The 26,632-nt window shown below is 61.5% G+C and carries 26 protein-coding genes; 21 read left to right on the forward strand and 5 right to left on the reverse strand.

Going from position 1 to position 26,632, the window contains the following annotated elements; translation table 11 throughout:
- The first annotated feature begins 9 nt into the window (after positions 1–9).
- The 5 genes from ACQR1W_RS12595 to ACQR1W_RS12615 all read left to right on the forward strand — a co-directional run bounded on the left by ACQR1W_RS12595 (position 10) and on the right by ACQR1W_RS12615 (position 3,705).
- Positions 10–447 carry a hypothetical protein gene (locus ACQR1W_RS12595; protein ID WP_434851043.1) on the forward strand — a complete coding sequence of 146 codons (438 nt, stop codon included), beginning with the start codon at positions 10–12 and terminating at the stop codon, positions 445–447.
- Positions 448–606: 159 nt separating this feature from the next.
- Positions 607–837 (forward strand): DUF3310 domain-containing protein, encoded by a 231-nt coding sequence (locus tag ACQR1W_RS12600; RefSeq protein WP_434851044.1) that lies wholly within the window; start codon positions 607–609, stop codon positions 835–837.
- Position 838: 1 nt separating this feature from the next.
- Positions 839–1,315 (forward strand): hypothetical protein, encoded by a 477-nt coding sequence (locus ACQR1W_RS12605; RefSeq protein ID WP_434851045.1) that lies wholly within the window; start codon positions 839–841, stop codon positions 1,313–1,315.
- 110 nt (positions 1,316–1,425) lie between these two features.
- Entirely contained in the window at positions 1,426–2,646 is a 1,221-nt protein-coding gene (locus tag ACQR1W_RS12610; protein WP_434851046.1) for a hypothetical protein, read from the forward strand.
- A 216-nt stretch (positions 2,647–2,862) separates the two neighbouring features.
- Positions 2,863–3,705, forward strand: a complete 843-nt coding sequence (locus tag ACQR1W_RS12615; RefSeq protein ID WP_434851047.1) for a hypothetical protein — start codon at positions 2,863–2,865, stop codon at positions 3,703–3,705.
- Between the two features lie 302 nt (positions 3,706–4,007).
- Here ACQR1W_RS12615 and ACQR1W_RS12620 read toward each other — a convergent pair whose 3' ends face one another.
- Both ACQR1W_RS12620 and ACQR1W_RS12625 read right to left on the reverse strand, forming a co-directional pair.
- Positions 4,008–5,099 (reverse strand): hypothetical protein, encoded by a 1,092-nt coding sequence (locus ACQR1W_RS12620; protein ID WP_434851048.1) that lies wholly within the window; start codon positions 5,097–5,099, stop codon positions 4,008–4,010.
- A gap of 5 nt (positions 5,100–5,104) precedes the next feature.
- Positions 5,105–6,580 carry a hypothetical protein gene (locus tag ACQR1W_RS12625; RefSeq protein WP_434851049.1) on the reverse strand — a complete coding sequence of 492 codons (1,476 nt, stop codon included), beginning with the start codon at positions 6,578–6,580 and terminating at the stop codon, positions 5,105–5,107.
- Between the two features lie 777 nt (positions 6,581–7,357).
- Between ACQR1W_RS12625 and ACQR1W_RS12630 the strand changes: the two genes are divergently transcribed.
- A complete protein-coding gene (locus tag ACQR1W_RS12630; RefSeq protein ID WP_434851050.1) occupies positions 7,358–8,272 on the forward strand; it encodes a hypothetical protein in 915 nt (304 codons plus the stop codon).
- A gap of 207 nt (positions 8,273–8,479) precedes the next feature.
- Here the strand turns inward: ACQR1W_RS12630 and ACQR1W_RS12635 are convergent, their stop codons facing one another.
- The 3 genes from ACQR1W_RS12635 to ACQR1W_RS12645 are packed head-to-tail and all read right to left on the reverse strand — an operon-like array spanning position 8,480 to position 10,657.
- A complete protein-coding gene (locus ACQR1W_RS12635; protein ID WP_434851051.1) occupies positions 8,480–8,749 on the reverse strand; it encodes a hypothetical protein in 270 nt (89 codons plus the stop codon).
- A 38-nt stretch (positions 8,750–8,787) separates the two neighbouring features.
- Positions 8,788–9,456, reverse strand: a complete 669-nt coding sequence (locus ACQR1W_RS12640) for a hypothetical protein (RefSeq protein ID WP_434851052.1) — start codon at positions 9,454–9,456, stop codon at positions 8,788–8,790.
- A 37-nt stretch (positions 9,457–9,493) separates the two neighbouring features.
- The gene (locus ACQR1W_RS12645) at positions 9,494–10,657 is read right to left on the reverse strand and encodes a tyrosine-type recombinase/integrase (protein ID WP_434851053.1); all 1,164 of its coding nucleotides are present in this window, start codon (positions 10,655–10,657) and stop codon (positions 9,494–9,496) included.
- Positions 10,658–10,823: 166 nt separating this feature from the next.
- On the opposite strand from ACQR1W_RS12645, the gene ACQR1W_RS12650 reads away from it, so the two are divergent.
- The 15 genes from ACQR1W_RS12650 to ACQR1W_RS12720 all read left to right on the forward strand — a co-directional run bounded on the left by ACQR1W_RS12650 (position 10,824) and on the right by ACQR1W_RS12720 (position 26,503).
- On the forward strand, positions 10,824–11,318 hold the full coding sequence (locus tag ACQR1W_RS12650) for a hypothetical protein (protein ID WP_434851054.1): 495 nt from the start codon (positions 10,824–10,826) through the stop codon (positions 11,316–11,318).
- A gap of 72 nt (positions 11,319–11,390) precedes the next feature.
- Complete coding sequence (locus tag ACQR1W_RS12655) at positions 11,391–11,972, forward strand: hypothetical protein (protein WP_434851055.1); 582 nt, start codon at positions 11,391–11,393, stop codon at positions 11,970–11,972.
- A gap of 10 nt (positions 11,973–11,982) precedes the next feature.
- A complete protein-coding gene (locus tag ACQR1W_RS12660) occupies positions 11,983–12,216 on the forward strand; it encodes a DNA-binding protein (RefSeq protein ID WP_434851056.1) in 234 nt (77 codons plus the stop codon).
- A 29-nt stretch (positions 12,217–12,245) separates the two neighbouring features.
- Positions 12,246–12,581 carry a hypothetical protein gene (locus ACQR1W_RS12665; protein WP_434851057.1) on the forward strand — a complete coding sequence of 112 codons (336 nt, stop codon included), beginning with the start codon at positions 12,246–12,248 and terminating at the stop codon, positions 12,579–12,581.
- Positions 12,582–12,601: 20 nt separating this feature from the next.
- Entirely contained in the window at positions 12,602–13,348 is a 747-nt protein-coding gene (locus ACQR1W_RS12670) for a hypothetical protein (RefSeq protein WP_434851058.1), read from the forward strand.
- 105 nt (positions 13,349–13,453) lie between these two features.
- Positions 13,454–14,422: a 3'-5' exonuclease gene (locus ACQR1W_RS12675; protein WP_434851059.1), complete on the forward strand. Its 969-nt coding sequence runs from the start codon at positions 13,454–13,456 to the stop codon at positions 14,420–14,422.
- 211 nt (positions 14,423–14,633) lie between these two features.
- Complete coding sequence (locus ACQR1W_RS12680) at positions 14,634–15,650, forward strand: hypothetical protein (protein WP_434851060.1); 1,017 nt, start codon at positions 14,634–14,636, stop codon at positions 15,648–15,650.
- Positions 15,637–16,689: a hypothetical protein gene (locus ACQR1W_RS12685; RefSeq protein ID WP_434851061.1), complete on the forward strand. Its 1,053-nt coding sequence runs from the start codon at positions 15,637–15,639 to the stop codon at positions 16,687–16,689. The genes ACQR1W_RS12680 and ACQR1W_RS12685 overlap by 14 nt, the downstream gene beginning before the upstream one ends.
- A gap of 12 nt (positions 16,690–16,701) precedes the next feature.
- Complete coding sequence (locus tag ACQR1W_RS12690; protein WP_434851062.1) at positions 16,702–17,745, forward strand: hypothetical protein; 1,044 nt, start codon at positions 16,702–16,704, stop codon at positions 17,743–17,745.
- Complete coding sequence (locus ACQR1W_RS12695; RefSeq protein ID WP_434851063.1) at positions 17,742–18,182, forward strand: hypothetical protein; 441 nt, start codon at positions 17,742–17,744, stop codon at positions 18,180–18,182. Before ACQR1W_RS12690 ends, ACQR1W_RS12695 begins: the two co-directional genes overlap by 4 nt.
- Positions 18,172–19,596, forward strand: coding sequence for a DEAD/DEAH box helicase (locus tag ACQR1W_RS12700; RefSeq protein ID WP_434851064.1), 1,425 nt, complete (start codon positions 18,172–18,174; stop codon positions 19,594–19,596). The genes ACQR1W_RS12695 and ACQR1W_RS12700 overlap by 11 nt, the downstream gene beginning before the upstream one ends.
- A gap of 157 nt (positions 19,597–19,753) precedes the next feature.
- Positions 19,754–21,376 carry a radical SAM protein gene (locus ACQR1W_RS12705; RefSeq protein WP_434851065.1) on the forward strand — a complete coding sequence of 541 codons (1,623 nt, stop codon included), beginning with the start codon at positions 19,754–19,756 and terminating at the stop codon, positions 21,374–21,376.
- Entirely contained in the window at positions 21,373–22,860 is a 1,488-nt protein-coding gene (locus ACQR1W_RS12710; protein WP_434851066.1) for an ATP-binding protein, read from the forward strand. The genes ACQR1W_RS12705 and ACQR1W_RS12710 overlap by 4 nt, the downstream gene beginning before the upstream one ends.
- Positions 22,861–23,067: 207 nt before the next feature.
- Positions 23,068–24,915 carry a PIN-like domain-containing protein gene (locus ACQR1W_RS12715; RefSeq protein WP_434851067.1) on the forward strand — a complete coding sequence of 616 codons (1,848 nt, stop codon included), beginning with the start codon at positions 23,068–23,070 and terminating at the stop codon, positions 24,913–24,915.
- Positions 24,908–26,503: an ATP-binding protein gene (locus ACQR1W_RS12720; RefSeq protein WP_434851068.1), complete on the forward strand. Its 1,596-nt coding sequence runs from the start codon at positions 24,908–24,910 to the stop codon at positions 26,501–26,503. The genes ACQR1W_RS12715 and ACQR1W_RS12720 overlap by 8 nt, the downstream gene beginning before the upstream one ends.
- The last annotated feature ends 129 nt before the right edge of the window (positions 26,504–26,632 follow it).

Here is a 26,632-nt window from a genome sequence, read left to right on the forward strand (position 1 = left end):
AGCTACTCGATGAGCGCCTTGCAGGATTTCTTCCAAGAGCTGTCCAAGCTGCAGCCGACCACCTTGGCGGCCGTGACAGCTCTAACCACCGCTACCGGCGCGGTGATCGTCGCCGTCATAACGGGCTTGATCACGAAATTTGTCGTAGGCGCGCGCGACCGGCAGGATAGGGAAGTCGAATGGCGTAAACATGCCATTGAGCTCACGAAGCTGGATCTCGACCGCAAGCTGAAAACGAGGTCGCCGACGGAAACGCGCCCCTTGAGGCCGAGCATTCTGGATTTTCTGGCCAATTATCGAGATCTCCAGGATCTCGACAAAGCCGCTCCGCGCGACCTCTACGCGACCATCTTGGCGATGCGGATCAAGAAGCAGAATACGAGCGCTCCCGAGCCCGCCCCCAAACCCGGAAAGGAGCCGCCGATTTCATCCGAGTTCGACGATTGACGGACTCACGCTGCAGACGTCGAAAGCGCCTGACGTCACGGCGCCGCCCGTTTCACTATTGGCGGACGCCGGACCGCGGTGTAGGTCATGTCTCGGCAATGTCGGCGACGACGTCGCGGGTTTCAAAAATCGAACCGGCCCTTTGTTCCGGAGCTCTGAATGAACGATGCCGTTGACCACCCAGCGCACTATGGCGGAGAAGACAATCCCTATGAAGCGATCAAGGTTGTGGAGGCATGGGACCTCGATTTCTATCTCGGCAACGTAGTCAAGTACGTGTCTCGGGCCGGCAAGAAGGGCGATGAACTCGAGGATTTAAAGAAGGCGCGCTGGTATCTCGATAGGAAGATCGCGCGTATGGAAGCTGCAACGAAAGAGCAGGGAACTTGACATGCAGGCAGCCGCGATTTCAGCACTTGCAGCGTGGGCGGCTGCGGCTGTAGCCGCGACCGGCGCGGGCTTTCAGTTTTTTGTAGGCCGCAAGCAAGCAACCGCAGCGTTGATATCCGCGAATGCCGCACTCAAGAATTCGGAGAACTCCGGGCGGCATAAGAAGGCCGAATTCCGGCAGGCATGGATCAATAAGGTCATAGATACGCTGTGCGACCACCATGCGATCGTTTCTACGATACCGTCCGGTCAGTCGGCGACGAGCGAGGATGAGCGCAAATTGGCCGGCTTGAGAACAAAGCTGGCTATCCTTCTCAATCCCGATGAACCGGACACGGTTGAATTGCTCAGCGAAATAGAAAAGATCGATGCGATCTCGACTGATGCCGACTTCGCCAGCGCAGAGGCGAAGATGTTCACTGTCTCTCGGCGCCTCCTGAAGCGTGAGTGGGTACGCATCAAGGAAGAGCTTTCATAACCCGCCATTCATCAGCCGATGTCGGTCGGCGTTCGGTTTGATCTTCCGTGACGTTTAACTGAGATACAGTCCTCTGACGGGAAACCCGTCGCAAGGTGGGCTCGCTTCCGATGATAATCTTCTGGTCATGGCAGTCAGACTCGCCAAGGCAGACCGGGCATTATTTCGTGCGCGACGCGCTACGCGAAGCGATCGAACATCTGAAAGCCGATCACGAACTTCTCGAACCGGCGGAACGGGACGCCGCCGCCAGCATGACGCTGGACTCCGACCGGCAGGGCGTTCCAGGTAGTCCGGATCTTGCCGCCACGATCTTTGAGAAAATCGAGCGTGCGGACGTCTTCGTAGCCGACGTTACCTTGATCGGGCAAACGCCGGACGGAAAGAAACTGATAAACTCGAATGTCGCGATCGAATATGGCCACGCGCATCGCGCGCTGACGTCCAAGCGGGTGCTGATGGTCCAGAATCGACACTACGGCGACGGCGGCGAGTTACCCTTCGACCTGCGGCAGAAGTCCTGGCCGCTCCACTTCGATCTCGCGCCGGATTCGACCAAGGCGCAGATCGCGTCCGAACGAGCCAAACTAAGGGCTCAGTTCGTTGCGGCCTTGCGGCCTTATCTGAGCATGGCAGGGCCATCGCGGCCTGGCCACGAGCCGATACCCTCCACTTTCACCAAGGCCGTATTCCACGCGGAGGGAGAAATACTCGCTCGGAATCACGCGCCGGCTCCGGATACGATCGACTACCACTTCGCGCAGCGGCGGGGCATGTACTTGCGTCTGATGCCGGTCGCGGCCCGAGATGCCGATCTGAAGCTCACTCGATTGCATGAAGACGTCTTGAACCGGCGCGTCGACCTGCTGCTAAGGAACGGCATGGCCGCCGCCGCGGACCGCAACGCCTACGGAGCCATCGCCTACGAGCCGCACGGCACCGCCACCGAGCCGCGAGCTTTCACGCAGCTTTTCGAGAATGGCGAGCTCTGGGCCGTCACAACCGAAATTTTCATGCATCACCGGGACGACGTTCTGGTCCACGCCACCAATGTTCGGAACATCTTTGGCAGGGTGCTGGAGAACTTTGTGGGGCTTTCCGACGACTACGGCAACGGGTGGCCGCTTCAGGTCGTGATGGGCGGCGTCGGGTTGCGCGGTGTCCACTTGAGCGTAGGTCGTCATTATGTCAGCCAACCCATCCATCTGGACGAGCGCGAGATCGAAGTGAAGTTGTCAGTGCCTACCGTGGACGCGATACGTCGCGCCGTCGGGGTGTGGCTCGACGAACTCTACGAAATAGCAAGCGTTCGCGAGGCGGATCGTGAATGAAACGGGAAAGCCTCGACGTTTGATCGAGTCGACCGTTGAGCGCCGCTTTCGCAGCGCTTTGCCGCGACCCGGCGTGGCACAGGCGCGGGGAGCGGCCTTTCGCCCCCAGGCGGCCAGGCGGCCGGCCGCGCGTCGCGGAGCCAACATCCTCATTGCGGGACTTCGCGCCGCGCGATAGCACTTGTGATCCAGCCTTATCGACGGTGGGACAATCGCATGCTGTTCGAGATAACGAAGCAGTCGGAGCGTGGCACGCCCGATTCGATCGTGGCTCGCTTGACCGTGCAGCCGATCGAAATACTCAATCACACCAATCTGTCCGCGGTGGACCAAGCGAAGTTCGTCCAGTTGTCGGTATCGGAGCTCCTCCCTCGCCTGCAAAGATGTTCTGAGATCGAGCAGCGGCTCCGGAAGGAGGCCGGCGAACGCCGGAGCCAATTCAAGCCGCCGCGACGCGGAGATGTGTCGGTCGAAATCCCTCAGATCCCGAACCTCAAGGCCGAGTGCGAGAACTTCCTTTACGAAGCGAAGAACTATCTTCGTGATCTACTGAAGTTGGTGAATTTGCTTTGGGGGACCCAGTACGAAGATGCGAGCGAATGGGTCCAGGGCAAGAAAGGTCGCCCATCCGTCCAGGACTTTATCGTCGACAAATTCGGGGAGGGGCACGTCAATGCGAGATTCATCCGTCAGTACAAGGCGTGCGTCGAGCCCTTCGTGCTCATGCGCAACGCCGTGGAGCATCCGAAGCCGACCGAGCTGGTGATCAAGAATTTCACTCGGGAGGGGACCGAACTCCGAGAGGCGACCTGGGGCATCGAGAGGGACGGCAAACCGGAGTATGGCCCCTTACCGATTGTAGAAGACATGGCCTGTGGTGTTCGCAACCTTCTCGTGCTGGCCGAAGACATGTTGGTCATGGCAGCCCAAGCCAACCTGGCGGCTCCGGGCCTCGTCGCGGTGCAAGCCATTCCGGAGCAAGACCGCAAAGCGGAATGCCCCGTCAAATATAGAATCCGTCCCACGGCGGCGGTGCTGCAGGACATCGCACGTCAATAAGGTCGGCATCGGCTCCTAGCTGCCGCGCCAGGGCCGAGGAGTTCGAGCCCGCTCGTATCTCGGCGTAACCGGCCATCGACCGGAAGGCGCGTCAGGGACCGAGGTCTCCCAAGGCGGCATCGTCCCAGAGAGAATTCGGCAACTCATCGAGCCATCTTGGAGGAATTCGCTGCACTGGATCTGGAGAACGGACCCAACCCTTGTCCGATGCTGGTGATGCCGCGTTGGCGAGTTTGGGTCGGTGAACCAGACGGGCCGGTCCGACAAGGCATCGGACCGGCCCGGCTGTTGCAATCGTCAAGTCAGGAGCACTTTGAAGGATCCTCCGGAGGCGAACCCCTATCGGCGACTGTCGGATCGACGAGCTTCTGGATCACCTCATGACACTGGTTTTCGAGCTGACCCAAATCGAAGCGAGTCGGCCAGCGACCCTTCGTGTAACTCCCAGGATTGCCATCCGCTTTCGTGCCGCGCTCCAAGGCGTACGGACATTGGACCCATACCTGATTGCATTTGTCCCAATACACCGCGACTCCTGTATAGGATTTGTCGTCGAACTTTCTCAACACGTAGGTTCCGGTCGTCAGGGCCGAGGCATTCTTCTCGGCCTCTGGGCGAGTATCGTCGTCCTTCGGCTCTCCTATAAAGCTCAGAGAGAATTCATCGCGCCGTTTGTCGGGAGACTGTGCCCTGACTCCCAATACGGAAAACCGATGCTCACCCTTGTCATCCTTCTGGACGACGTGTCCGCTCACGAAGTTCGATTTTGGAGACACCGTGAGGCTGATGCGCTCGCTTCCCACTTCGGTATTGTTCTTGGCGGTCTTCACGTAGTCTCCCCAATAGCCGACGAACTCTATCGTTTCCGCGTCATCCGGCAGCAAGAGAGGAATGCTGGCAATCACCGGCTGCGCAGAGCGTGGCCCGACGCTAGATCGAGGCGAGCCCAGCAATGACGTGAGGGATTCGCTGCTTGGCTTCCACGAAAGATATGCGAGCGATGCGACAAGGATGCAGGAGAACAGGGTAGCGGCGGCCGCTCCCCACCGCGTCGCAGGCATGAGCGAGCGGCCCAGTAGCTCAAACAATCCGGCTATCGACGGACCTGCCGCGTCCGTCCGCTCGACGGCCGACGCCGACTTCGGGCGCGTCGTCGCCGTGGCCATCCTGCGATTGCCGGAATCCGCCAATTCCTTCGCCATCTCGTCGATAGCCTTCGCACGAGCCTCGACTCGTTGCTCTCGCGAATAGGAAACACCGGGCCCATGCGCCTTCTTCAGTTCGGCCATGACGCGTTCGTTCAGGGTCGGTCCGGGCACGAAATCCGGCTCATCGTTCTGCTCGGCGTCTAGCGACAGGATCCCGCGCAGGATGGATTGCTTGTTTTCCTTCATTTTCTTCACTCCTTCGGTCGCTCTGCCACGCGAGCGAAAAGAACTTCCAGGTCGGACAGATCGATGTCGACCGACTTGACCGACTTCAGCCAATCCTGGAGCCGACTCTTGGCGTCGTCGACTTTTCGGGCAGTCCAGAACGAGCCGTTCTCGAGGCGATTGAGGATCGCCTCGATTTCGACCGGTTCCCAACGTCCTTCGAACTTGTCCTGCAGAGTGCCGTCTTCGGCGATGCGTTCGAGAAGGCGAAGCGCGGACCCGGACAGCGACAAGCGAAGCGTCACCTCGCTCACGCATTGTTGCAGATCGGGGCGATCCTTGCGGCGCAGTGCGTCGACGATCGATCTCGTCAATCGAAGCTCGTGTTCCGTCCATGTCGTCGCCAGTCCGCGCAGTTCGGCTCTCGAACGCGGAACGTCGTCCCGTCCCGCAGCGACGAGTTCCTCCAACAACGGAAGAACGTCGTTTTCCACGCGAGTGGCGATCTTGACTGCTTCATCCCAGTTCCGGCCCATCGCGTATCTCAGTCCGGCTATCCACCTCATGATCGATTGCCTCGCGTTATCGACCCTTCTTTGCGTCCACGGCGGGTGCGGCGAATTTCGGTTGAGCAGGTCGGCGATCTTCTGGATCGGCCACCGACCGCCGACGAACGCGATCTTGCCCGTTTCCGAAAGGTGGTGCGCCTCCGCTCCCGACAGAAGATCGAGCACTGCGAGTGCGTCGCTCCGGGGGGCGAAATGTCCCCTGGCCGCGACCATCAACCCCTTCAATTTCTCGCCGGACCGTTCTTCCTCCGAATCGATGATTTCGGGGGACGCCTCGTTCTCCAGATCTGCCTCCTCGTCGGGCTGAACGAGTTCGAATTTTCTGCCCCAACGAGCCCGATAGATGTCGATCAGAAGCCGGCGCCAACTGATACGGCGAGCTTCTCGGAGCAACCAATCTGCCCGGCGCTTCCAGTTTCTCGTTTCACGATCCGCAGGCATTTCGGATGCCGGGAGTGCGGTCTTCTGCGTCACGGAGAAGAGCTTGATGAAGGCTTCGCTGAAGACCTCACCCGCTTCATCCGCGCCGACCGCCTTCCGGCAAAGTATTTCAAGTTCGCACAGAACGCGCTTCATTTCGTCATCCGGCAACTCCCAGAGCAGCCTTCTCCGGATTTTCCGCCGCCTGATATCCCTGCTCATCGTCCGGAATATCCGGCGCGCCCGTCGGAGCAGCCAATCGTAGAGCAGTCGAGCATCCCTCTGTCGTTGCCCCGCCGACTTTTGGATCGGCGCGCTCTTTCTCTCCGATTTCGGTCCAAAGAGCTTGCTACTCAATGTGCCGACTGCCTGCTCGGCTTCGTCGGCTTCGACAAAGTTCGTGAACCAGTTCTGCAGTTCGGCCTCGAACGCAAGTTGCTTGTCAGACGACAACGCGACGAAGGCTCGAAGCTGGATCAACTGAAGCTTCTCATCAGTCAGGTTCGAACACATTTGGCTTCCTACGGTATGGTGCCTTTTGACGCCTCAAACTTGTCGATCTTCTCGGTGCCACTCCCACTATGGCAGGATGGGCAACGTCCCGGACATCCGTGAAAAAATCGACGCAGTCTTCCCGGATGACCGGGATTTCGGACCGTCTCTCCGATACCGCCGACGGGGTTGCGCGTATCTGCGCTGCCCGGCGGCGGGAAAGGACCTGTTAAACCGTGGTTCGCGAGCGGAGCCTGAAAGTCCGTCCGTTCAACCAACAACGCCTTCCTCGCATCGGCGACGGCAGGCGACAGTCAGCTTTACGATTCGGACTCGCATGCGATCCTCTCGTTCAGAGTTGAAGCTATGCGGTACGCTCGTCCTTGCACTTGCACATGTCGTCCTCCTTGGACTGGTCGAGTGCCCCCTCACTCGGTACGGCACGCCCGGCTCGACTTCCGGCGGCGCCGAAGAAAAAAATCGAGCTCCGGCACCGGTCATCGAACCTGCGGGCCGTAATCTAATACCGTCTGGCTTCCTCCGCCCGGGTTGCTCGGCGATTGGACCGATCACGCCATGAATCTGGGGACTGCTCGCACGTGGTCGTGCGGGCCTTATCCATACCGTTCTCCCGGATTGGCGCATCGCGTCGTCCTAATTTCGTGCGGCGCGCGCCGGCGGCTTTCCGGCGCCCAGATTCAAAAAGAAATCGACGCTCATCGTGCGGGATCGTCGAGCATTCGGACCGTCCCTCAAATGCCGGGGTCGAAAGCCGGTGGCAGAATTGAGGAGTGCACAATGATAATGCGAGCTTTGGCGACCGCCGCGGTGGTTGCCTTCTTCGCTAACCCTGCGAACGCAGGTAGCGAACTGACGTTCACGGCACGATCGGTCAACATCGCCGAACTGCCGTCTGCGGTGTTCGAGCGCCAGCCCGACGGCGAGGCGCCCGACGACTGGCTCGAGACCCGTCCGGCGCTGGTGCTGGATGGCGGAGCGCTGATCATCGGCCGGCCCGGCGCCGCGCCCGACGTCACGCTTCATCTCAGCCGCCTGGAACTGCGCAACGGGGCCAAGATCGTCACCAACGGTGCGATCCTCGAGGTCGATGCTCACCGCATCTTGTCGCAGCGAGGCCAGATCGTCTCGTTCGAGTCGCCTGACATGGACACGATGGCTGCGGCGCCGGGGATCACCGGGCGCGCCGGCAATGCCGGCGGGCGCGTGATCCTGAACGGCAAACTCGTGGACAACGGGGTCCTGAAGATCGACCTCTTCGGTCAGAACGGCCAGGCGGGCGGCGTCGGTCGCGCGGGCCCTGCCGGCGCCCCCGGCAGCCCCGGATCCAACGCCGCCGACCACCTGTTCGATTGCGCGCACGGCGGTGGTGCCGGCGGCCCCGGCCAGCCCGGCAAGGACGGTGAGCAGGGTGCACGTGGAGGTCGCGGCGGCAACGGCGGCATCCTCGTCCTCAAAGGTCGTATCGCGGCCCAGGTCGATCAGGTCGACTTCGCCGCACTCGAAGGCGCCGGTGGCGAGGGTGGTGCCGGCGGCCCTGGCGGCCCGGGTGGCCCCGGCGGCCAAGGCGGTCACGGATCGACCTACTGCGGCGGCGGCCCAAACGGCCCCTCCGGCCCCGCCGGCAACTTCGGTCCGCGCGGTCCCAATGGCGAATCCGGTACGCGCGGCCAACTCGTCGCCAACGTCGGATAAGTCGGGACTGCCGGGTCACGACGAGCGCTCCGGGGTACGCCCCGGAGCGTTTTCTGCGAGTCGTCTCTTGCAATCCGGCTGGAATGGCTAGGCTATCGACGACGCGAATCTCAAGTTCTGTTCGATCAGCGCACGAAGTTCCGCGTGCCAACAGTGTTCGCTTCGATCCACAACGGAGAATTAGTCGTCTTCATCCGAGCCTCCGCCTCACGATTCCGACGGCTCGGGCTGCTTCACGACGAGAAGCTGGTGAAAGTCGTATGCGCTGCCATTATGGCTCCAGAGTTCCGGAGGAGTCCGGCGCAAGAACCGCGTTATGATTTCGCGTCCGATATACTCGGCAAGCCTGCCCGCTTCACGGTCTTGGAACGGATCTGCCGGATTTGCTTGAGCGACGTGCCAAAGGCTTGCCAGGTACGTGTCGGTGACGGACTGCAAATCATCTGTGTCGATTGTGATCGTGACTTCGGCCTTCATCGAATGTGTTCTCGCTGGTTGGGATTGCCTCGGTGGCGTTACCCGAAACGAGCCGCGGTATTCGCCACGGATGAGTCGAGGAGCGCTCCGAAGCGAAGTATTGAGCGCGGCGCGTATTTGATGCCGCCGGTCGTCGGCAGTTGCACGAAATCCCATTCGTTTTTCACGATGCTCGGGATGCGGAAGGCTTCGGTGGCGTATACTTTCTTGCGTCGCCCCATCGGCTGCTCGATGACGCCGAACAGGACGCTACCCCGCACGTCGTTCCACAGCATGCTGACGGCGACTCCGGTGAAGCCGGATGTCGAAGATTGATACGCGGCCTTCCAAAGGTTGAGGAGCAGTTCGGCCAAAGCGGTCCCGAACGAGATCGACTTCGTCCGCGGAAAGATGTCGGCTGCGCCACGTGAAGGCTCCTGTCCGCCTGTTTCGGCCTGCAAGTCCATGCAACCAAGTCTTGCCGTAACCCGTGCGATTGCGTCAGCGCTCCGCTGTTGGCTGCCGATGGCCAGCAATATGGCCGCGCCGTCCGCGGCGAGAGATCTTGCGTTGGTGGACAAGGCGGAGGGGATCAACTCGGCCTCGATCAGCGCGTCGGTCGAGCGGACGACCAAAAGGAGATCGAGAGAGAGTTGCTCCGCCATCTCCTCGCGAAAGCGCGTCGACTCGAATAGACGCCGCCTTGCATCTAATCCGTTCTTCAGCATTTTTGCTCTACTGCTTGATGTCATTTTTCTCCCTCCCTCAGCTCGCCATCACGATCGCCTCTGCGCGATCACGGGCCTTCTCGACGTTCATCCGGGCTTCGAATAAGTATCCGTAGATGTCGAAGGTTTGGACGATGCTGGCGTGGCCCATCATCGTCTGAATCCGCTTCGGCGAAAAATCGGCCTCGATCCACAACGCAGCGCAGAAATGCCTAAAGGCGTGCATGCCGTATTTGGCGACCGCCTTGCTGGTCTGCTTGCCGTTATCTTTGACCAGCTTCCCCCTCGTCACGCCGGCTTCGATCTGCGCCAGCCTGAGGAATCGATTCATCAGATTTGCGTGGTTCTGTACGGTGCCCCGGGAGGTAGGAAACACGAGGCCCAAATCGCTTTTGGGGCACCTCATTTTCCATTCCTTCAGGGCTTTCGCGGTCGTGTCGTTCATGACCACGTCGCGTGTCCCGGCGTCGGACTTCGGCTGGGCGACGAGTCCCCACCGGTCGGCCCGCTTCGTGATCGAGATCGTTCCCTTCTTGAAGTCGACGTCGGTCCAGCACAGAGCCCGCAGCTCGGATCCCCGCAGGCCGCAGAACACGAGCACGAACAGCATCGCCAGATAGTCGGCCCACTTTGCTGCCGTCTTCTCGATGATCGCCTTCACCTCCTCCACGGAGGGCATCGGAGGCCGCTTCTTCTTCTTTTTGTGCTTGTAGGGCGTCAACGAGATGACGTTCTTGACGAGCCAGCCCTTCGCCTGTGCGTAGTGAAGCACGGCGCCGACCTCGATTCGGACGCGGCGCACGGTCTCGTGCGACCGCGACTTGTCGAGGACGTCTTCGTAGAACTGCTTGACGTCGGCAGTGCTGAGCTGTCCGATCTTCCGATCGCCCCAGAGCGGCTCGCTGAAGTCCCTGAAACGCTGTTCGTAGACGTCGGTCGTCGAGCGCTCGAGACCGTTCGCCTTGCAGTCCTGGATCCAGGCCTTTGCGACTTCCCGGAAGGTCTTGGATTGGCTGGCCGGCACGTGCGTGCCTGCGGCGACCTCCGCTCGTGCTTCCACGAGCCAGTCATCCGCTTCCTTCCTGGTGCGAAACTGCTTGTGCCTACGGTTGCGGGAGCTATCGCGGTAGTCGACCTGCCAGACGGTTCGCCGTTGGCCCTTCCTGGTCGGCTTCAGCGTACGCTTTCTGATACTCGCCATGGTTACTCAGGTTCACGTCGGGGGCGTCGACCGCTGCCTCTAGCTGCATCGATGACAGGTTGGCTCGAGGGCGGCCTGGGAAGTCCATCGCTCCTTCGGATCCCCGACAGTTAGCCGCCACCCGCCGCTTGACCCGACTACCTGCTGGAATTAGCGCATTTCGCAGATGGGAAAATTGCACTTGCCAGATGTAAAAATCACAGTTAGGGTGGTTTGTCAAATGGGCCGGTGCGTCGGCGATGCGCCGGACCTCAATCCTTACGAACGCCTTTCGGCCACTCAGGAGCCTGTCGTGCGCATTGATTTCGTTGGTGCTGGTCATCCGAGGACCGTGGCGAAGTCCCTCAAGCGCGCCTTGGCGGCTCGCGGCAAGGAGATCGGGCTCCGTCGTTGCGAGGAGATCTTCGCCAAGATGACCGGTTACCAGAACTGGCACGAGCTGCACGTCGTGACCGCACGCACCATGGTCGCTTCGATGAAGGATATGGAAGTCGGCGAAGCCGAGGCCGGGGCGCGCCGCGAGCAGTTCGCCTCGCGTTTGAGCGAACTCGCGCAGATCGACCGCGCCGTCGCCGACGACATCGTGGACCAGATCAGGCCGACCGGCCTGCGCAAGAAGGCCGAGGCATCGCTGCCCGAGGTCGGCTTCCCCGCTCCGTGAGTGGAACGATGATGTATGCCTGTCTCGCGGAAGTGCAGCGTCATGGCTAATTCGCGCCAGTTGGTGGAATGCATGGCGGGTCTCACCGGCGAACCGTTGTCTCGCGTCGTTGGTCACATGAGGAGCCTCCGGGAGGCCGAGCTAGTCATTCCGAATAAGGGACGCGGCATCACCGCCCCTCAGATGGCGCCCCGTGATGCCGCAGCTCTCTACTGCGTCATCTACGCTTCGCCGGCGATACAGGAGAGCGCCTCGACCTTGGTCGAGCTCGAGAAGCTCGAGTCTCGTCCGCAAGGTCGGACACGGGCTCCTCGTCACGAGTTTTATCACCGGCACCACCTTCCGCCGGTCAGGCTCGGGTTGGATCGTGACCACTCGGTCGTCGATGGTTTGGCGGCGGCGATAGCCTTCTTCATGGATGAGGATAAGCTGCGCGGCGACTACGAGGCGCAGCGTGGGCGCGGCAAGAAGTTCGGCGTCTACGCCAATTTCGAGATCCGTGCTCCGGAGTTTTCCGCCTCGCTAACCTTAGGCGTCCACGGAGTTCACTCGGAAGAGTGGATCTACGGGCGCCGGGGCGAGCTCGACTCAGTGCGTACGGGCCAGTGCACCGAGATCACGTTGCGCAAGCTCGCGGCGTGCCTCAAGGCCTGAGCGTACCGACATGGGGAAGGACGTCAAAACCTCGGACGACGCGGATCTCATCGGCGGCGCGCATCGCATCGCCGAATTTCTCTTCGGCAGCGCGGATGAACAGCTCCGCAGGGAGGTCTATCACCTGGCCGAACATCACGATCTTCCCGTCTTCAAGATCGGCAACAAGCTCTACGCCAGGAGGCTCAAGCTGCATGCCTGGATCGAAGCGCGCGAGAGCGGCGCCGCGGCTCCTCGCGGATAGGCCCGGTCGAACCGGTTGGGATCATGGGTATGAAGGCTGACGTGAAGCATCCTTGCGAAGGAATGTCGAAAGCGGAGAGGGCCGCGTTCGACCGGATCGCCGCGGGGGCCCCGCCGAAGAGCTCGACCCAGACGCTTTCGCGTCTCATTGAGGCCGGCTTGGTCGAGCGGCACACGACCGCGCTCGCCGCCGACAGGTTCGGTCAGATCGTTCGCCATGAATACTCGGTGCCGTTGGCGGCCCACTTGAACTGGTGCGAATGGATGACCCGACCGAAGACCAGGGTCAGGCGCAAGGCTCTTCCGAAGCAGGAGCCGGTCGACGAGCTCCCGCTGTTTGGCCAACCGAACGCGCAGGCCGGATAGTGACATCGAGGAAACGCAGCATGAGTTCAGATCACTTTTCGGCCACCGAACGCGGCATGGTCTTGTTGAAGGGCAACGCAATCGACGGTGGGGCCGATCGTCCGGATCGATCGGTCGAGCGGCGAGCTGCATTTGAAACGCCGGAATTCGCGACGGAGATCGCGAGAATTCTCGGCGTCGAGCCCGCGCGAGCGAGACTGGCGGTCCAGGCGTTGCTTGAATCCTCGATCGCCCCGCGAGCCACCGACGTCGAGACCGCCGCCATGGCGAGTTCTAAGTATTCGGCTTTTCTCCTTGCCGCCTGTTCCAGCACGGCGGCAGACGCGAAATCCGTCGCTTCGGCGGCCGCGAAGGTGATCGCGATGGAATTCCAGTGCGATTTCGGCCGGGAGGCGAGCAGCGACAGACGTAACGCTCGGACGTCCGTGGGGACCGACAAGGATTGGTTCGGTAAGCAGCGTTCCGCTGTCTTGCGCGACGCCTGCGCAAGGTCGGAAGACGGAAAGCGGCCGAGCGACGTGCGCGGCGACGTCGGGCTAACGATCGGCTGGAACCTTCATATGGAATCGATAGGCGCGCTGCACTTCGACCTTTCTGATGGAGACGTGTCGTTCCTGTACACGGAAAGCCCTTTCGAGCATCACCCGGCGGTAACGGACACCGTGATGACCGTCGATACGGCTGCTTGGTTCGACGACGGCGAGGGCGAAAAATCGGCCGAGCACGAGGCGGGCGGCGCGAACGATGGGCGTGACGAACTTTTCTGAAGCGGCGGACCCGGGTTGGATCCGCTCATTATCGCTTTCTTCAGAAAGGCTTTGCGTCCCCCGACATTCGGTGACAAAATGTAACTGAACAAATCAGGACAGTTTATGGGCTACCCGACACTGGGCGGACGTCTACCAATTCGAAGAGATCATTCTTCCGGTTCGCCGCAGGACCTGGTCGATGCTCCCATCGAAGATCTGGAGCGGATGGTCGAATTGCTCGAGGCGACTGGCCGGTACCGCGTCCTTCGCCGCATCGAGCCGACCGCGAGACCGGCGGTCTCCGGCGGGGCGCTGCGACGGGGCGTTTTCGTCGACGTCGAAACCACGGGTCTGGACGTGGAGCGCGACGAGATCATCGAGCTGGCGATGGTGCCGTTCGAGTATGACGAGGGCGGGGAAGTCTGTTCAATTTTCCCGGCCTTCAGCGGCTTGCGCGACCCCGGACTGCCCATTCCGGCGAGCGTAACGATGCTGACCGGCCTGTCCGACGAGTCGGTAGCCGGACATTCGATCGACCCGGCAGAGGTCTCGAACTTCCTGAGCCAGGCTGCGGTCGTGATCGCTCACAATGCCGCCTTCGACCGCCGGTTCTGCGAGCGGTTTTGCAGCACGTTCGCCGAACTGCCTTGGGCCTGTTCCTTGACCGAAGTGCCATGGCGGGACGAAGGGTTCGAAGGTTCGAGGCTTGCGCATCTCGCGGCCGGACATGGGCTTTTCTTCGACGGCCATCGCGCCGTGCACGATTGCGTGGCCGGAATCGAGATCCTTTCTCGCCGCCTCCCGCGCTGCGGGCGCACCGCGCTGGCGGTTCTTCTAGAGTCCGCCCGCGCCCCGCGATGGCGTGTCTGGGCGACCGGTGCACCTTATGAGTTGCGAGACGGCTTGAAGCGGCGTGGCTATCGTTGGAGTGATGGCAGCGACGGTCGGCCGCGGGCCTGGTACATCGACATTGTCGACGAGGCGCACGACCCTGAACTCCAATTTCTGCGCCGCGAGGTCTACCGGAGGCTTGACGTCGAAATCCTTTCTCGTCGGGTTACGGCATACGATCGATATTCGGCCCGATACTGAGGGCCGCCTCGGGGCCGCCGCTTTTCGAGGGGCCGAGGTCAGCACGTCGTCGTCGGATCAAAGACCGAAAATCAGTCTCGCTAGGCCAGAATGCCTACCATTTTACCGTAACGGGAGAAATTTCGACCTTTACAGTGCTTGCAATCGCGTTTGGTCCGCGTAGTATCCATCAGTATCGATTTAACATTTGATACTGAGCGGAACCCTTCTTATGGCGCGCCTTATGGTGGCCGGCACCCCGGTCGAAGTCATCCACGAAACCGTCGGTATAGATGCCATCAGACTCAATCCCGACAACCCTCGGATCCGTCTTCTGCTCAAGCAGAGCGGCGGCAAGAAGGATCCGAAATCGCTGGCGGCGCTGATAAGGGCCCAGCCGGGCTACGACGGCCTGCACAAGGCCATCCGCAAGGCGGGCGGATTGCACGAACCGATCATCATCAGTCACGACGGTCTCGTCGTCGAGGGAAACACCAGAACGACGGTGGTCGCGGCGCTTCACGAAGGGGCGAAGGCGGAGAAGAAATGGCAGACGGTGCCGGTAATGCGGCTGCCGCGCGGCGTGGACGAAAGGGCCATGGCAATGCTGATGGCCGCCTATCACATCGCGGGCAAGACGCGTTGGCGGGCCTATGCCCAAGCCGAACACATCCACACCCTGGCGGAAATCTACAAGTGGAGCATTCCGCAGATCGCCGACGAAACGCGCATGGGCGAGCGCGAGGTCCGGCAATATCTCGAGGCATACGCCTATCTGGTCAAAGAGGTTCTTCCTCACGCGAAGAACGGCAACGCCATGGAGATACTCGAGTCGAAGTGGAGCCATGCGCTCGAGTTCATCAAAGCGAAGAAGAACGAGCCCCACCGCAACGATCCGTCCACCCGCAAGGTCGTGGCGAAGCTGATCGCCGAAGACAAGATCAAGGGCATCGAGGTCCGCAAGCTGGACGAGGTCTTCGGCAATAAGAAAGCCAAGGCAGAGCTGAGGAAATCCGGCTTCACGGCCGCGAAGAAGGTGTTGGTCGACGACGACCCCACGGCGGGCTCTAAGGTGCTGCGCCAGGTCGACGCGCTGATCAAGGCGCTGGGCAAGATGGATCAATCCGACATCGCGCTGCTGAAGAAATCAGCGCCGGCGCGAAAGCTGGTCAAGGATCTGCGAGACGCAGTCGACGCCGTCGCTGACGTCGTGGGTATCGTGAGGAGCGGAAGAAATGGCAAGGCATAGCCGCACAACGGAAGCGGCGGCCAAGGTCGTCGTCGAACAGGTCGAGGAGATCACGCTCGACAAGATGAAGGTTCAGGTCCGCGGCCAGGATGTCGCGCTTGACGACGTGCTGCTCGACCCCACCAATCCGCGGGTCGCGAACACGGTCGCGGCCGGCCATCACGGCGACGGCGAGGCGATGCAGACGGCGCTTCGCGACATCCTGTGGTCCGATTCTGACGTCCACGACCTGTATCGTTCGATCCAGTCCAATCGTGGGCTGATCGAGCGGATCATCGTCCGCAGCAACATGGTCGTGGCCGAGGGGAACTGCAGGACGGTGGTGTACCGCAAGCTGCGGGAGAATTTCCCCGACGATCCGACGTGGCGGACGATTCCGGCGCGCGTCCTCCCTGCCGACATCTCGGACCGGCAGGTGGCCATTCTGCTCGGCGAGCTTCACGTAGGTGGAAAGAACAAGTGGTCGGCGTTCGAGAAGGCCGGTCACATCTACCAACTGTACGCGCAGTTCGGAATGGTCCAGGAGGAGATCGCAAAAATACTTAAGACGTCCAAGACGGCGGTGAACCACAACATCCGCGCCTTCGACGCGATGAAGAACAAGTACCTGGTGGCCTTCCCGGTACCAGGCGCCGTGCGGAAATTCAGCTACTTCCTCGAGCTATTCAACAAGCCCGAACTACGCGAATGGATCACGCGCTCGCCAGAGGCGCTCGACGATTTCGTCCAATGGGTCGGCACGGAGAAGATCTCCCAGGGACAGCACGTTCGCGAGTTGAAGGACATCGTCAGCAACCCGCGAGCTCTGGCGGCCTTCAACAAACAGGGCCGCGATGCGGCAATGAAGATCCTCAAGCAGGATCGCCCGGAACTCAGTTCGCCGTTGTTCAAGATGATGATCGAGATGACGCAAGCCCTTGAAGACGCGCGGTTGGACGACATTCAGCGGGTGCGGAAGGACGACAGCGGAAGCGCCAAAGCCATCGTGCGCGGTTTGAACGAGGCGCTTGAACGATTCGTGGATCTTTGCGGAATCTGATCGGAGTACACAATGGCGCGTTACGTGCGGAATATCCAGGGAACCAAGGTGGATCTCGAACTCGTCGAGATCGATCCCGACGAGGTGCTGCTCGACCCGACGAACCCTCGCGTTGGATTCTCGATGCGTCAGCTCGGCGATCTCGAGCCGGACGATGCGGCGTGCACGCTTCTCCTCACTAGCCAGGAGGATACGGAAGCGCTGAAGCGGTCGATCATCCTCTCGGGCGGTGTGCAGGAGCCGATCTATCTGCGACACGACCGCACTGTCGCCGAGGGAAACCGGCGCGTGGTTGCGCTGCGTGCAGCCAAGGAAGAGCATCCGGACAATCCGGCGTTCCGTACCATGCCGGCGTGGGTCATCCCTGACGGTACGCCCGAACACACGGTGCAGGATCTTCTCAACGAGATCCACCTCGGCTCGGTGCGGGGCTGGGCACCCTACGAGAAGGCCCTGCAGATGCGGGCGTTGGTGACAAGCGGTCTCATCGAGGCGGAGGTGGCCGAGCGCTACCGGATGACGACCAACGACGTGCGTCAGCACATCGAGGCGGCCAATCTCATGGATCGTCTCTACTTCCCAATTGCGCAGGATCCGACCGACGCGGAGCACCGCAGCAAGTTCTCCTACTTTCTCGAATTCTCGAAAAACGGTCGGATCCAGCGTCATCGCGAGACCATGCCGGATCTGCCGCAGCGCTTCGCCGGTTGGGTGCGCGACGGTCGCGTCGACACGGGCATGAAGGTCCGCAAGCTGCCGAAAATCCTCGACGCAAAGGAGGCCTTGCGGCTTCTCGAGGTCGATGGCTTCGACGCGGCGGAAGAATATCTTTCGGAGCGCAATCCGCGCGAGCAAGAGATGTATCTGCTCATGGAGCGCGCGCGGGCGAGGCTCGCCGACATGTCCGTGGTCGAGCTCGTCGAAGCCAAGCAAAGCCCGGAAAGGATCGAGATCCTGGAGGCGTTGCGCCAGACCGTCGCCGACGTGCTCGATAACATCGAGCGCCTCGCCCCGCGCGAGCCGTCGCGGCGGGCTGGCGCCGGACGGAATAGGTGATCATGCCCGGCCGGCAACATCAGGCGCTGCTCTTGTGGGCCGTCAGGCGGATGACGGCCGACGGTTTCGTCGTGGCCGGCTTCGACGGCGTGGCCGACCGCGGTGGCTCCTTCAACGCGCTGCCGACGCCGTTCTCGCTCGCCGGCCGCAGGCCTGACGCATGGGCGGCGAAGGACGGTGGCAGACTCATCGCGTTCGCCGAGGCCAAGTCGGCAGGCGACATCCTGTCGCGCAGGACACTTTCCCAATTACGCACCTTCGGCGCCGTGCGGATGAAGGACGGGGCATCGCTCTGTCCGCTCTACGTAGCCGTTCCCCGCGAGGCGGCCCCCATGCTCGACGAGGCTCTGCGGTCGGCCGGACTCATATCGGCCCGCAACGTGATCAGGATCCACGTCCCAGAAGTTCTTCTGACGGAGACGGGCCGTGCGGCGTGAACCGAATCCCCCGCCGCTGCCGCATCAGGTCGAGGGTGCGGAATTCCTCCGTGTCAACGAGCGCGCCGCGCTGTTCGACGAACAAGGACTCGGCAAGAGCAAGCAGTTGATCGATGCCATCGCGGTGCAGGTCGGCAGCGGGGAGCTCGCGGGCGCGGTGATCGTGTGCCCGAACGGCCTCAAGACGAACTGGGCGGAGGAGATCGCCAAATTCAGCGATCTGCCCGTCGCGGTCTTCGGGTCCGGACGGAAGGCGCGACGTACGTCCTTCGCGAAGCTCCGTGCCGTCTTTTATGTCGTCAACTATGAAGCGGTGAGCGCGGAACTCGCCTCCTTGAAGGCGCTCCTGCGCTTCAAGCCTATGGCCCTGGTCTTGGACGAAAGCCATCGCATCAAGACGCCGGATGCCAAGGTCACGGCGGCCGTCCTGCAGCTTCGGGGCAGCGCCCGCCGGCGGTACATCCTGTCGGGCACGCCCGTGGCGAACACGCCCGACGATCTCTGGAGTCAGTTTTACTTTCTCGACGATGGCGAGACGCTCGGCGCGACCCTGACGGAGTTCAGGGGGCGCTACCGCAGCGAGAATGGAGGCTACGCCGGGCTCCAGGATCTGCGCGAACGCATCGGTGGCATGTCCAAGCGGAGGCTGAAGGATACAGCCGTCGCATTGCCGACGAAGACGGTCACGCGGCTGCGCCTCCCGATGAGCGGGCGACAGCTCACACTGTACGACACGCTGCGGAACGAATTGGCGATATGGGTCCAGTCGCTCGACGGAGCGCAGGTGCTGCACCAGGCCGAGGCCATCCTCGCGAGGCTCGTTCGCCTCGCTCAATTGGCCTCGGACCCCTCGATGCTCGACGGCTCCTACGAGGAGGAGCCATGCAAGTTCCTCGCCCTTGATTCGCTGCTGGATGAAGCCCTATCGCGGCCGTCCGCGCGGAAGGTCATCGTCTGGACCTCTTTCGTCGCCAACATTGCCTCGCTGGAGCGGCGGTATGCCGCGTTCCGTCCGGTGTCGCTGCATGGCGCGCTGACCGCCTCCGAGCGCGACGCCTCGGTCAGGGCGTTCAAGACGGATCCGGACGTGAAGCTCATGGTGGCCAACCCGGCGGCGGCGCGGGAGGGGCTCACGCTGACCGAGGCCAACGTCGCCATCTACCTGGACCGGACGTTCAACCTCGTGGACTATCTGCAGTCTCAGGACCGCATCCACCGCATCTCGCAGACCCGCGACTGCGAGATCGTCCTGCTCCTGGCCAAGGACTCAATCGACGAGTTCGTGGACTTCTGCCTGGAGCAGAAGACGAGGCTCGCCCGGTACGTCCAGCAGGACGTCGACGGTATCCTGCCCGCGGATGCCGCGCTTGAAAAGCCCGAGATCCTGCGGGCGCTGCTCTGGCCGGAAGCCTGATTCGGTCCGGCGCGAGGTCGCTGGTGACAGCCGGCTGTTTGCTGGCTAAAAGCGGCCGAGTTGGCGGGCCCGGGGGAAAAATCCGCCCATTTCACAACTTTGCGATCGCAAAACCGACCGTGCACGTGTAGTGTCGTGCGGGACGGGGAAAGAGGCAATGCCGAACAAGCGCATCTTACTGATCGAGCCTGGCTACAAGAACAAGTATCCGCCTATTGGTTTGATGAAGATCGCTCAGTATCACGGCCCCCGCGGGAAGCGTGACGAGGTGGTTTTCGTCAAGGGCATCGACCGCTCGGTGCTTCTCAGTCATTGGGACCGTGTCTACATCACGACCCTGTTCTCGTTTGAATACGCGAAGATCGCCGAGGCGATAGATTTTGCCGTCGATGCGGTCCACGGGCAGACCCAAAGGGTGTTCGTGGGCGGCATCGCCGCCTCGCTCATGCACGACAGGTTTCTCTCCGAGCCGCGTTGGCGCGGCATTCGTTTCATCAAGGGTCTGCTCGACAAGCCACCGGCCATCGCCCTGGGATTGGACGAGTACGACGGCGACTTCTACGCCGGAGACACGAGCGGCACCCCAATCGAGGATCTTGTCCCCGACTACAAGATTCTCGAGCAGATCGACTACGAGTATCCAGTTCAGGACGCCTACTTCGCATATGCTTCGCGGGGCTGTATCCGAAAATGTCACTTCTGCGGCGTTCCGAAATTGGAGGGTGCGCAGCGCGATGCGACGCCGTTGACCGAATTCGTCAATGCGGTCGATGCCATCTATGGCCCTCGCCGCGATCTGCTGCTGATGGACAACAACGTGGTGGCCTCGGCTCGATTCAAGGAAATCATCGCGGAAATCCGTGATCTCGGCTTCACGCCGGGCGCCAAGCTGCGTCGCGGCGACAGAGGCGTTCAGCGCCGGGTGGACTTCAATCAGGGCGTGGATGCCAGGATCCTTTGCAAGGATCGGATGTATCTAAGGGAGTTGTCTTCGATCTGCCTTAGTCCGCTGCGCATCGCCTTCGATCACCTCGGATTGAAGGGGCCGTACGAGACCGCAATCAGATATTCCCACGAGTTCGGCATGAACGATTTGTCGAACTACATGCTCTACAATTTCCACGACACGCCGCTCGATCTGTTCGAGAGGATGCACCTGAACGTGCGCCTCAACGAAGAGCTTGGCATCCGGATCTATTCGTTCCCGATGCGTTACCAGCCGACCGATCTGCCAGATCGGTCCCATGTCGGGGCGAAGTGGAATCGGTACATCCTCCGCTCGGTCCAGATCGTTCTGCAGGCGACGCAGGGTGTGGTTTCGGGTGAGCCGGAGTTCTTCAAGGCGGCCTTCGGCGACACCGCGGAGCAATTTGAGGCGATCCTGCTGCGTCCGCATCATATGATCTTCAATCGTCGCTGGTTCGAGCTCTACGAAGGCCGTCCCGAGCTCGACGAATATCACGCGGCGATGCGCAAGCTGTCCGTATCCGAGAAGGCTGATCTCGTTGCATTCCTGTCGGGTCGTACGCCGGGCAGGTATAAGCATGATCTGGAGTCTTTGACCGGAAATGTGCTGCGAGCGGCGCGCTTCTATGTGCCCATGGAGCGCGAACGAGAGTTGGAAGTCCGTAAACTACAGCGGGAACGCAGGGATTCATCGCCCGACGTGCGGTTGTCGCCGGCCGAGTTCGTCGAGGATGCAGGTCTCGAAGAGGTCGAATTCGTCGAGGTGCCGAAGGCTGCGCCCACACGGCGCAGGTCCAAGGAGATCGCGGTATGAAGCTGAACGCCAAGTCCGACGCGCAAGAACGGGTCGTTAGCCCCGAGGATGTCAGGGTCGGGAAGGACGTCATCGAGATATTGACGAGCGGAATGTACGTATCTCCGCTGTCCATCTATCGCGAGTACGTGCAGAACTCTGCGGACTCCATCGATCAGTCTCGCGGGGCGGGAGATTCCGGTGCCGGCCGGGTTGCGGTAAGCATCGATCATGGTGCGCGCAGCGTAGCGATCAGGGACGATGGCGTTGGGATTCCTGAGGACAAGGTGGCGGACGTGCTGCTCGCCGTCGGCGGCTCGCGCAAGAGGGGTACTGCTGCTAGAGGATTCCGCGGGGTCGGGCGCCTCTCCGGGTTGGCGTACTGCCGTCAGATCGAATTTGTCACCAAGGTTAAGGGTGCGAACCGCGTCGCACGGGTGACCTGGGACTGCAGGAAGCTCAAGGAGTTGGTCGCAACCACCGCCGGTGCCGACGACCTTCGCATGGTCATGGCGGGCGCGGTTTCGATCACGACGGAGAGCGCCGCTGCCTCTGATCCTTCGTTCTTCGAAGTCAGGATGAGCGACGTCGCGAGACTTCGCAGCGACCTCCTCCTCAACGAGCATCTCATCGGCGAGTATCTCGGCCAGGTGGCCCCGGTCCCGTTCTCCTCCGATTTCTCGTTCGGCGCCCAAATCGACACGGAATTGAAGAAGAGGCAGAAGCTGTCTCGGCTGGACTTGAGCGTCAACGGTCGGGTCATCACGCGTCCCCACAGGGACGAGTTGCTTGCGGACTCGGTCGACAAGAGTTCGCGCGTCAAGGAGATCGAGTTTTTCGAGCTGGCGGACGTTGACGGGGACGTGGGTGCCATCGGGTGGCTGGCCCATCACGATTATGTCCGCAGCCTGCCGGCGAATCTGGGTGTGCGGGGATTGCGCGCTCGCGTCGGAGACCTGCAGGTGGGAGAGTCCAACCTGTTCGAAGACTCCTACAAGGAGACGCGCTTCAACTCCTGGACGATTGGCGAAATCCACATGCTCGATCGTCGCATCGTGCCCAATGCGCGTCGCGACAATTTCGAGGCTAACCATCACTACTCGAACGTGCTGGTGCAGGTCGGGCCTGTCGCCGCGAAGATCTCCCAGCGCTGCCGGCAGGCATCCATTTCGAGAACGGCGCTTCAGGTCGTCGAAAACCTGACCCGGCAGATTGAGGATCGGCTGAAGCAGCAGAAGCCTCGTATCGAGCGCGCCGAGCTCTCCAAGCTCAAAGCCGCTGCGGTGCGCGCGACCGCGAAGGCGGGCAAGATCGAGGACGAGCAGGACCGCAAACGGTCGGTCACGCGATTGGCCAAGGTGCAGAAGAAGCTTTCCGCCCTGACCCCGCGGCGGGGGCCCGCGACCGTAGCCGTATCCGAGGTCGCGACGCTCATCGCGAAATTCGTCACCAACCGGGAGCAGCGCGAAAAGCTGGTGATGGAAATCAAAAGGTTGGTTGACTAGCCAGTTCGTCGAAAGACGGTCTCGCGTTCCGGCGGCGGCCATACTAGACTTCGCGCGGGGGAAGATGCTCGCCGTACTTTCAATCCAAGGACGTGGCGATCGGATGGCCGAGGAGGCCGCCGCGCGACGCGGAGAGCAGGCGCCCTGGCCGGACCTTCGGGGCCGGCGATCATGCATCGGGGCCTGCGAATGAGACTTGATCCTTTCGTGCGCGACTATCGCGCCTTCATGGACGAGCTGACCGGCGCCGTCGACGCGCCCGGAACCAGATTCTATCTCGATACCTCGCTTCTCATGTGGCTGATACGGCTCGGGACCGCGGCCCGCGAGGAATTCCTGGCGTGGTGCCGGAGCCGGGTGGTGAAGGTACCCGTGTGGGCAGCCCACGAGCTACATCACCATCTCGTCGCCAACACGGTCGGTGCGAACGTCAAGACACTGGTGAGCGAGACTCAGAAGAAGATCGACGAGTTCACGAGACTGGCTTCGGAACGCGCCGACGAGAGCATCTGTCGCCTCAGAGGTTATCCCGGCCGCGCGTCGTTCGTCAGCGAGGTCGAGCAGACTTTCGCCAAGATCAGGGAATTCGCCAACGTCGTTGGCGACGATACGGGCTTCGGTGCCGCCGCGGAAGAGGTCATCGACTTCATCAACGCACACCTTCTGGACTCCGATATCGCGCCGATCGTGGCGAAGCTCGACGAGGTCGGAAGCTTTCGTTATGGACACCGTATTCCTCCGGGTTTCCACGACAAAAAGCCGGAGAATAGGTTCGGCGACGTCATCATATGGGAAGAGATACTGGCGGACATCGGCGCAGTGGGGCTTACCGGACCCGTCGACGTCGTCTTCGTGTCGCGGGACGAGAAGACCGACTGGGTGTCGACTGCGCCGATGATCAAGCTGGACGACAAGGCCACGAAGCCCAACCGCGAACGAAATTTCGACGTAACCCTCGCCCATCCGCTCTTGGTCCACGAGTTCAAGGCGCTGTCCAACACCGGGCGCGTCTACATACTTCAACCCGGCTTCCTCGCATCGCTCGTCGACTACGCGGCGCGGAAGGCCGGCGTACGGAACGTGACTGCGAACTGGCTTGCCGCCGCGCACCGGCCGGATCTGCTGCCGAAACTCGCCGGCAGCGCGTTGGAAGGAGCCGCGGCCGGTGATACGCAAACCGAAGCTGCAGCGGGCGCTGCGGCCGCTGCACCCGTCCCGCCTGCCGAACCAGCAGCGCCTTCGGCGGCGGATACCAGCGCGGCGGAATTGGGCTTGCGAGAAATCATGGGAAGCGACGTCTCCGCTGACGTTGCCGCCTACGGGCAAGCACCCACGATCGATCAAGAGACGCTGATCCGATCCAAGCAGGATGCCTTGGCCGCCGGCACGCTCGCGCCCGTCAGATTCGGCCGACTTCTGGCAGAGCTGTCGCTGAGCGGCCGCAGCGAAATTCCAGCTCTGATACCCGCCATCGTCGAAGGGTTGAAGAGCCGTCTGCCTCCTCGGGCGGTGAACCAGCTCGTGCTCGGTATTGCCGCGACGGCGTATTTCGACAAATACTCGCAACTGCTCAAGCGTCCTCGGTTGGAACTGAGAGCGACGGTACTGTCGCTGGAGGCCGACGTTCACTATAGGGACGCGTTCTCTCGGCTGCGCGAGTTTCTGGACGACGCGACAGCCGAGCTTCCGTATACGCCCGGCTCCGGCAGGCAGAAGGTAAAGTTCAAGCTGGATGCCATCGACGGCGGGTCCGGCCGCCGGACCCTCCGCGATGTGCGGGTCGCCGACCAACCTGTCTTGGTCGGCGGCGTGCCGCAGAGGAGCAGACGCAACTTGAGCAACCTACTTTCGAAGCAACCCGCCGAGGGCTGTTCGGGCAAAGAGATCCGGATGTTGGTGGCGGACGAGTACTTCATTCCGTCCGACCTTCTGTCCGACGAACTAGACGCGAAGAAATTCGCTTGGATGCCGGACGCGGGGTTTGCCTTGATCGATACTACGAGTGATGGCGGACTGAGCGCGCTGGCGGACGAAGAGGATTCAGACGGTGAGTGAACAGGAAGCTACGAAGACGGACGACGCGCCGCAGCCGCCCGTTCCCCACATCGGCGCCTTCGTCCTGGAGACCCTGACGCTCGGCATGTACGGCGAGCCGCGTCACACCCTGCGCGAATATGTGCAGAATTCCTTCGACGGCATTCGGGCAGCGCAGCGGGTGGGCTTTCTCAGCGGTAGGGGCAAGGTGACGGTCACGATCCGCGCCGACGAAATCGTCATCCTCGACAACGGAATAGGCGTCTCCGCGGACCAGGCCTGGAAGACCCTCACGTCGATCGGCGCTTCAAAGAAGGATCGGCAGCGCGACGCCGGCTTTCGGGGCATCGGACGCTTGGCGGGAATGGCCTACTGCGACGAACTGATATTTCGGACGTCGTTTCCAGGCGAGGCCACGATCAGCAAATTGACGTTCGATTGCGACACGCTGTTGAAAGCGATGAATCCCGACGAGGGAGGAGAGGTCGAGCTGTCGCGGCTGCTGGCGCGGTCCATCAAGATGAGTCCGACGGAAGATGCTTCGAAATCCGAAGATCATTTCTTCGAGGTCACCCTCAAGGGACTGTCGAAGGCCCCGGAGGTCCTTACGAACCCGTCCGAAGTCAGGGCGTATCTCTCCGAGACGGTGCCGGTGGAGTTCAATCCGGACTGGAAACGCAGATCCGCCATCGAGGAAGGATATCGCACCAACTTCGGTGGTGCGTTGGAGACCATCGACGTCTTCGTAGCAGCTGACGGAGAGCCAGAGCAGGTCTTCAAGCCGTACGGTGAGACCTACGAACACGCGAAAGGAACGATGGAGCTAGAGTCCATCGAGTATTTCAGCGGGGCCGAAAGCCGCTATTGGGCTTGGGTCGGCAGGATGAGCGAATCCGCAGCGGTAACCGACTGGCGTACGCGCGGCCTCCGAATGCGGGTGCGCAATATTCAAGTCGACGGTACGGAGATAGCGGAGAAGCTCTTCACCAAGGTGAAGCCATCCTACGGAAGGTTCAGTACCTACTATGTCGGCGAGATATACATCGATCCCGAGAGCGTGATTCCCAACGCGCGGCGAGACGGCTTCGAGGAGACCGGCGCCTGGCTGGAAATCCAGTCCGAATTGATAACGACGGTCTGTGCACCGTTGGCATCGGATGCGTATGCGGCCTCGCAACGGGGGCAACTCGATGTCGAAGCAGTCGTCGGCGATATCGGCGATCTGGTGAAGCGCAGCAACAGCCTCGCCCAGAGCTCCAAGTCGTCTTACGATCAGGTCGTCGAACTGATGACCTCGGCGAAGAGATTGAGGCGGCGCGCGGCGTCCGCGCTGAAGATCGTCGACGATCTCGACGCGACGGCGGTAGATGAGGGCAATCCGAATCTTCAAAAATCCGTGCTGCTCAAGGATGCCGCCAAATCTGTCGAGTCCGTCGAGACGCAAGCGCGGATGCTGGTGGGTCGTTTCCTCGAAGAAGACGACAAGCTGGCGGCCCTCAAGGCGCGTTTGAGGGAGGAGATTCTCCAGGAGGTACTCGACATCGTCAACGCGTATGTCGATCCAGCTACCTATCAGAAGATCAAGCGACGACTGACCAGGACCAAATAGTCGCACATATCCAGCAGTACCCGGATGGTCGCGCTGGTTACTCGTCGCGGCATAGGATGATTGCCACCGCGTCGGCAGCCGGCCAAGCTCAACGCGGCGATCCGGACCAAGCCGGTGACATTAGAGTAA

The sequence above is a fragment of the Bradyrhizobium sp. HKCCYLS1011 genome, from assembly GCF_051167795.1.
In the GTDB taxonomy this organism is placed as follows: Bacteria; Pseudomonadota; Alphaproteobacteria; order Rhizobiales; family Xanthobacteraceae; genus Bradyrhizobium.

What these genes read in the sequence shown, in the direction of transcription:
- ACQR1W_RS12660 (WP_434851056.1), top strand. Translation starts at nt 11,983, where the DNA reads ATGGGGAAGGACGTCAAAACCTCGGACGACGCGGATCTCATCGGCGGC.
- ACQR1W_RS12625 (WP_434851049.1), bottom strand. Translation starts at nt 6,580, where the DNA reads ATGTGTTCGAACCTGACTGATGAGAAGCTTCAGTTGATCCAGCTTCGA.
- ACQR1W_RS12600 (WP_434851044.1), top strand. Translation starts at nt 607, where the DNA reads ATGAACGATGCCGTTGACCACCCAGCGCACTATGGCGGAGAAGACAAT.
- ACQR1W_RS12610 (WP_434851046.1), top strand. Translation starts at nt 1,426, where the DNA reads ATGATAATCTTCTGGTCATGGCAGTCAGACTCGCCAAGGCAGACCGGG.
- ACQR1W_RS12615 (WP_434851047.1), top strand. Translation starts at nt 2,863, where the DNA reads ATGCTGTTCGAGATAACGAAGCAGTCGGAGCGTGGCACGCCCGATTCG.
- ACQR1W_RS12640 (WP_434851052.1), bottom strand. Translation starts at nt 9,456, where the DNA reads ATGCTGAAGAACGGATTAGATGCAAGGCGGCGTCTATTCGAGTCGACG.
- ACQR1W_RS12635 (WP_434851051.1), bottom strand. Translation starts at nt 8,749, where the DNA reads ATGAAGGCCGAAGTCACGATCACAATCGACACAGATGATTTGCAGTCC.
- ACQR1W_RS12680 (WP_434851060.1), top strand. Translation starts at nt 14,634, where the DNA reads ATGGCGCGCCTTATGGTGGCCGGCACCCCGGTCGAAGTCATCCACGAA.
- ACQR1W_RS12705 (WP_434851065.1), top strand. Translation starts at nt 19,754, where the DNA reads ATGCCGAACAAGCGCATCTTACTGATCGAGCCTGGCTACAAGAACAAG.
- ACQR1W_RS12675 (WP_434851059.1), top strand. Translation starts at nt 13,454, where the DNA reads ATGGGCTACCCGACACTGGGCGGACGTCTACCAATTCGAAGAGATCAT.
- ACQR1W_RS12670 (WP_434851058.1), top strand. Translation starts at nt 12,602, where the DNA reads ATGAGTTCAGATCACTTTTCGGCCACCGAACGCGGCATGGTCTTGTTG.
- ACQR1W_RS12605 (WP_434851045.1), top strand. Translation starts at nt 839, where the DNA reads ATGCAGGCAGCCGCGATTTCAGCACTTGCAGCGTGGGCGGCTGCGGCT.
- ACQR1W_RS12650 (WP_434851054.1), top strand. Translation starts at nt 10,824, where the DNA reads ATGGGAAAATTGCACTTGCCAGATGTAAAAATCACAGTTAGGGTGGTT.
- ACQR1W_RS12655 (WP_434851055.1), top strand. Translation starts at nt 11,391, where the DNA reads ATGGCGGGTCTCACCGGCGAACCGTTGTCTCGCGTCGTTGGTCACATG.
- ACQR1W_RS12665 (WP_434851057.1), top strand. Translation starts at nt 12,246, where the DNA reads ATGAAGGCTGACGTGAAGCATCCTTGCGAAGGAATGTCGAAAGCGGAG.
- ACQR1W_RS12690 (WP_434851062.1), top strand. Translation starts at nt 16,702, where the DNA reads ATGGCGCGTTACGTGCGGAATATCCAGGGAACCAAGGTGGATCTCGAA.
- ACQR1W_RS12630 (WP_434851050.1), top strand. Translation starts at nt 7,358, where the DNA reads ATGATAATGCGAGCTTTGGCGACCGCCGCGGTGGTTGCCTTCTTCGCT.
- ACQR1W_RS12595 (WP_434851043.1), top strand. Translation starts at nt 10, where the DNA reads ATGAGCGCCTTGCAGGATTTCTTCCAAGAGCTGTCCAAGCTGCAGCCG.
- ACQR1W_RS12645 (WP_434851053.1), bottom strand. Translation starts at nt 10,657, where the DNA reads ATGGCGAGTATCAGAAAGCGTACGCTGAAGCCGACCAGGAAGGGCCAA.
- ACQR1W_RS12620 (WP_434851048.1), bottom strand. Translation starts at nt 5,099, where the DNA reads ATGAAGGAAAACAAGCAATCCATCCTGCGCGGGATCCTGTCGCTAGAC.
- ACQR1W_RS12685 (WP_434851061.1), top strand. Translation starts at nt 15,637, where the DNA reads ATGGCAAGGCATAGCCGCACAACGGAAGCGGCGGCCAAGGTCGTCGTC.
- ACQR1W_RS12710 (WP_434851066.1), top strand. Translation starts at nt 21,373, where the DNA reads ATGAAGCTGAACGCCAAGTCCGACGCGCAAGAACGGGTCGTTAGCCCC.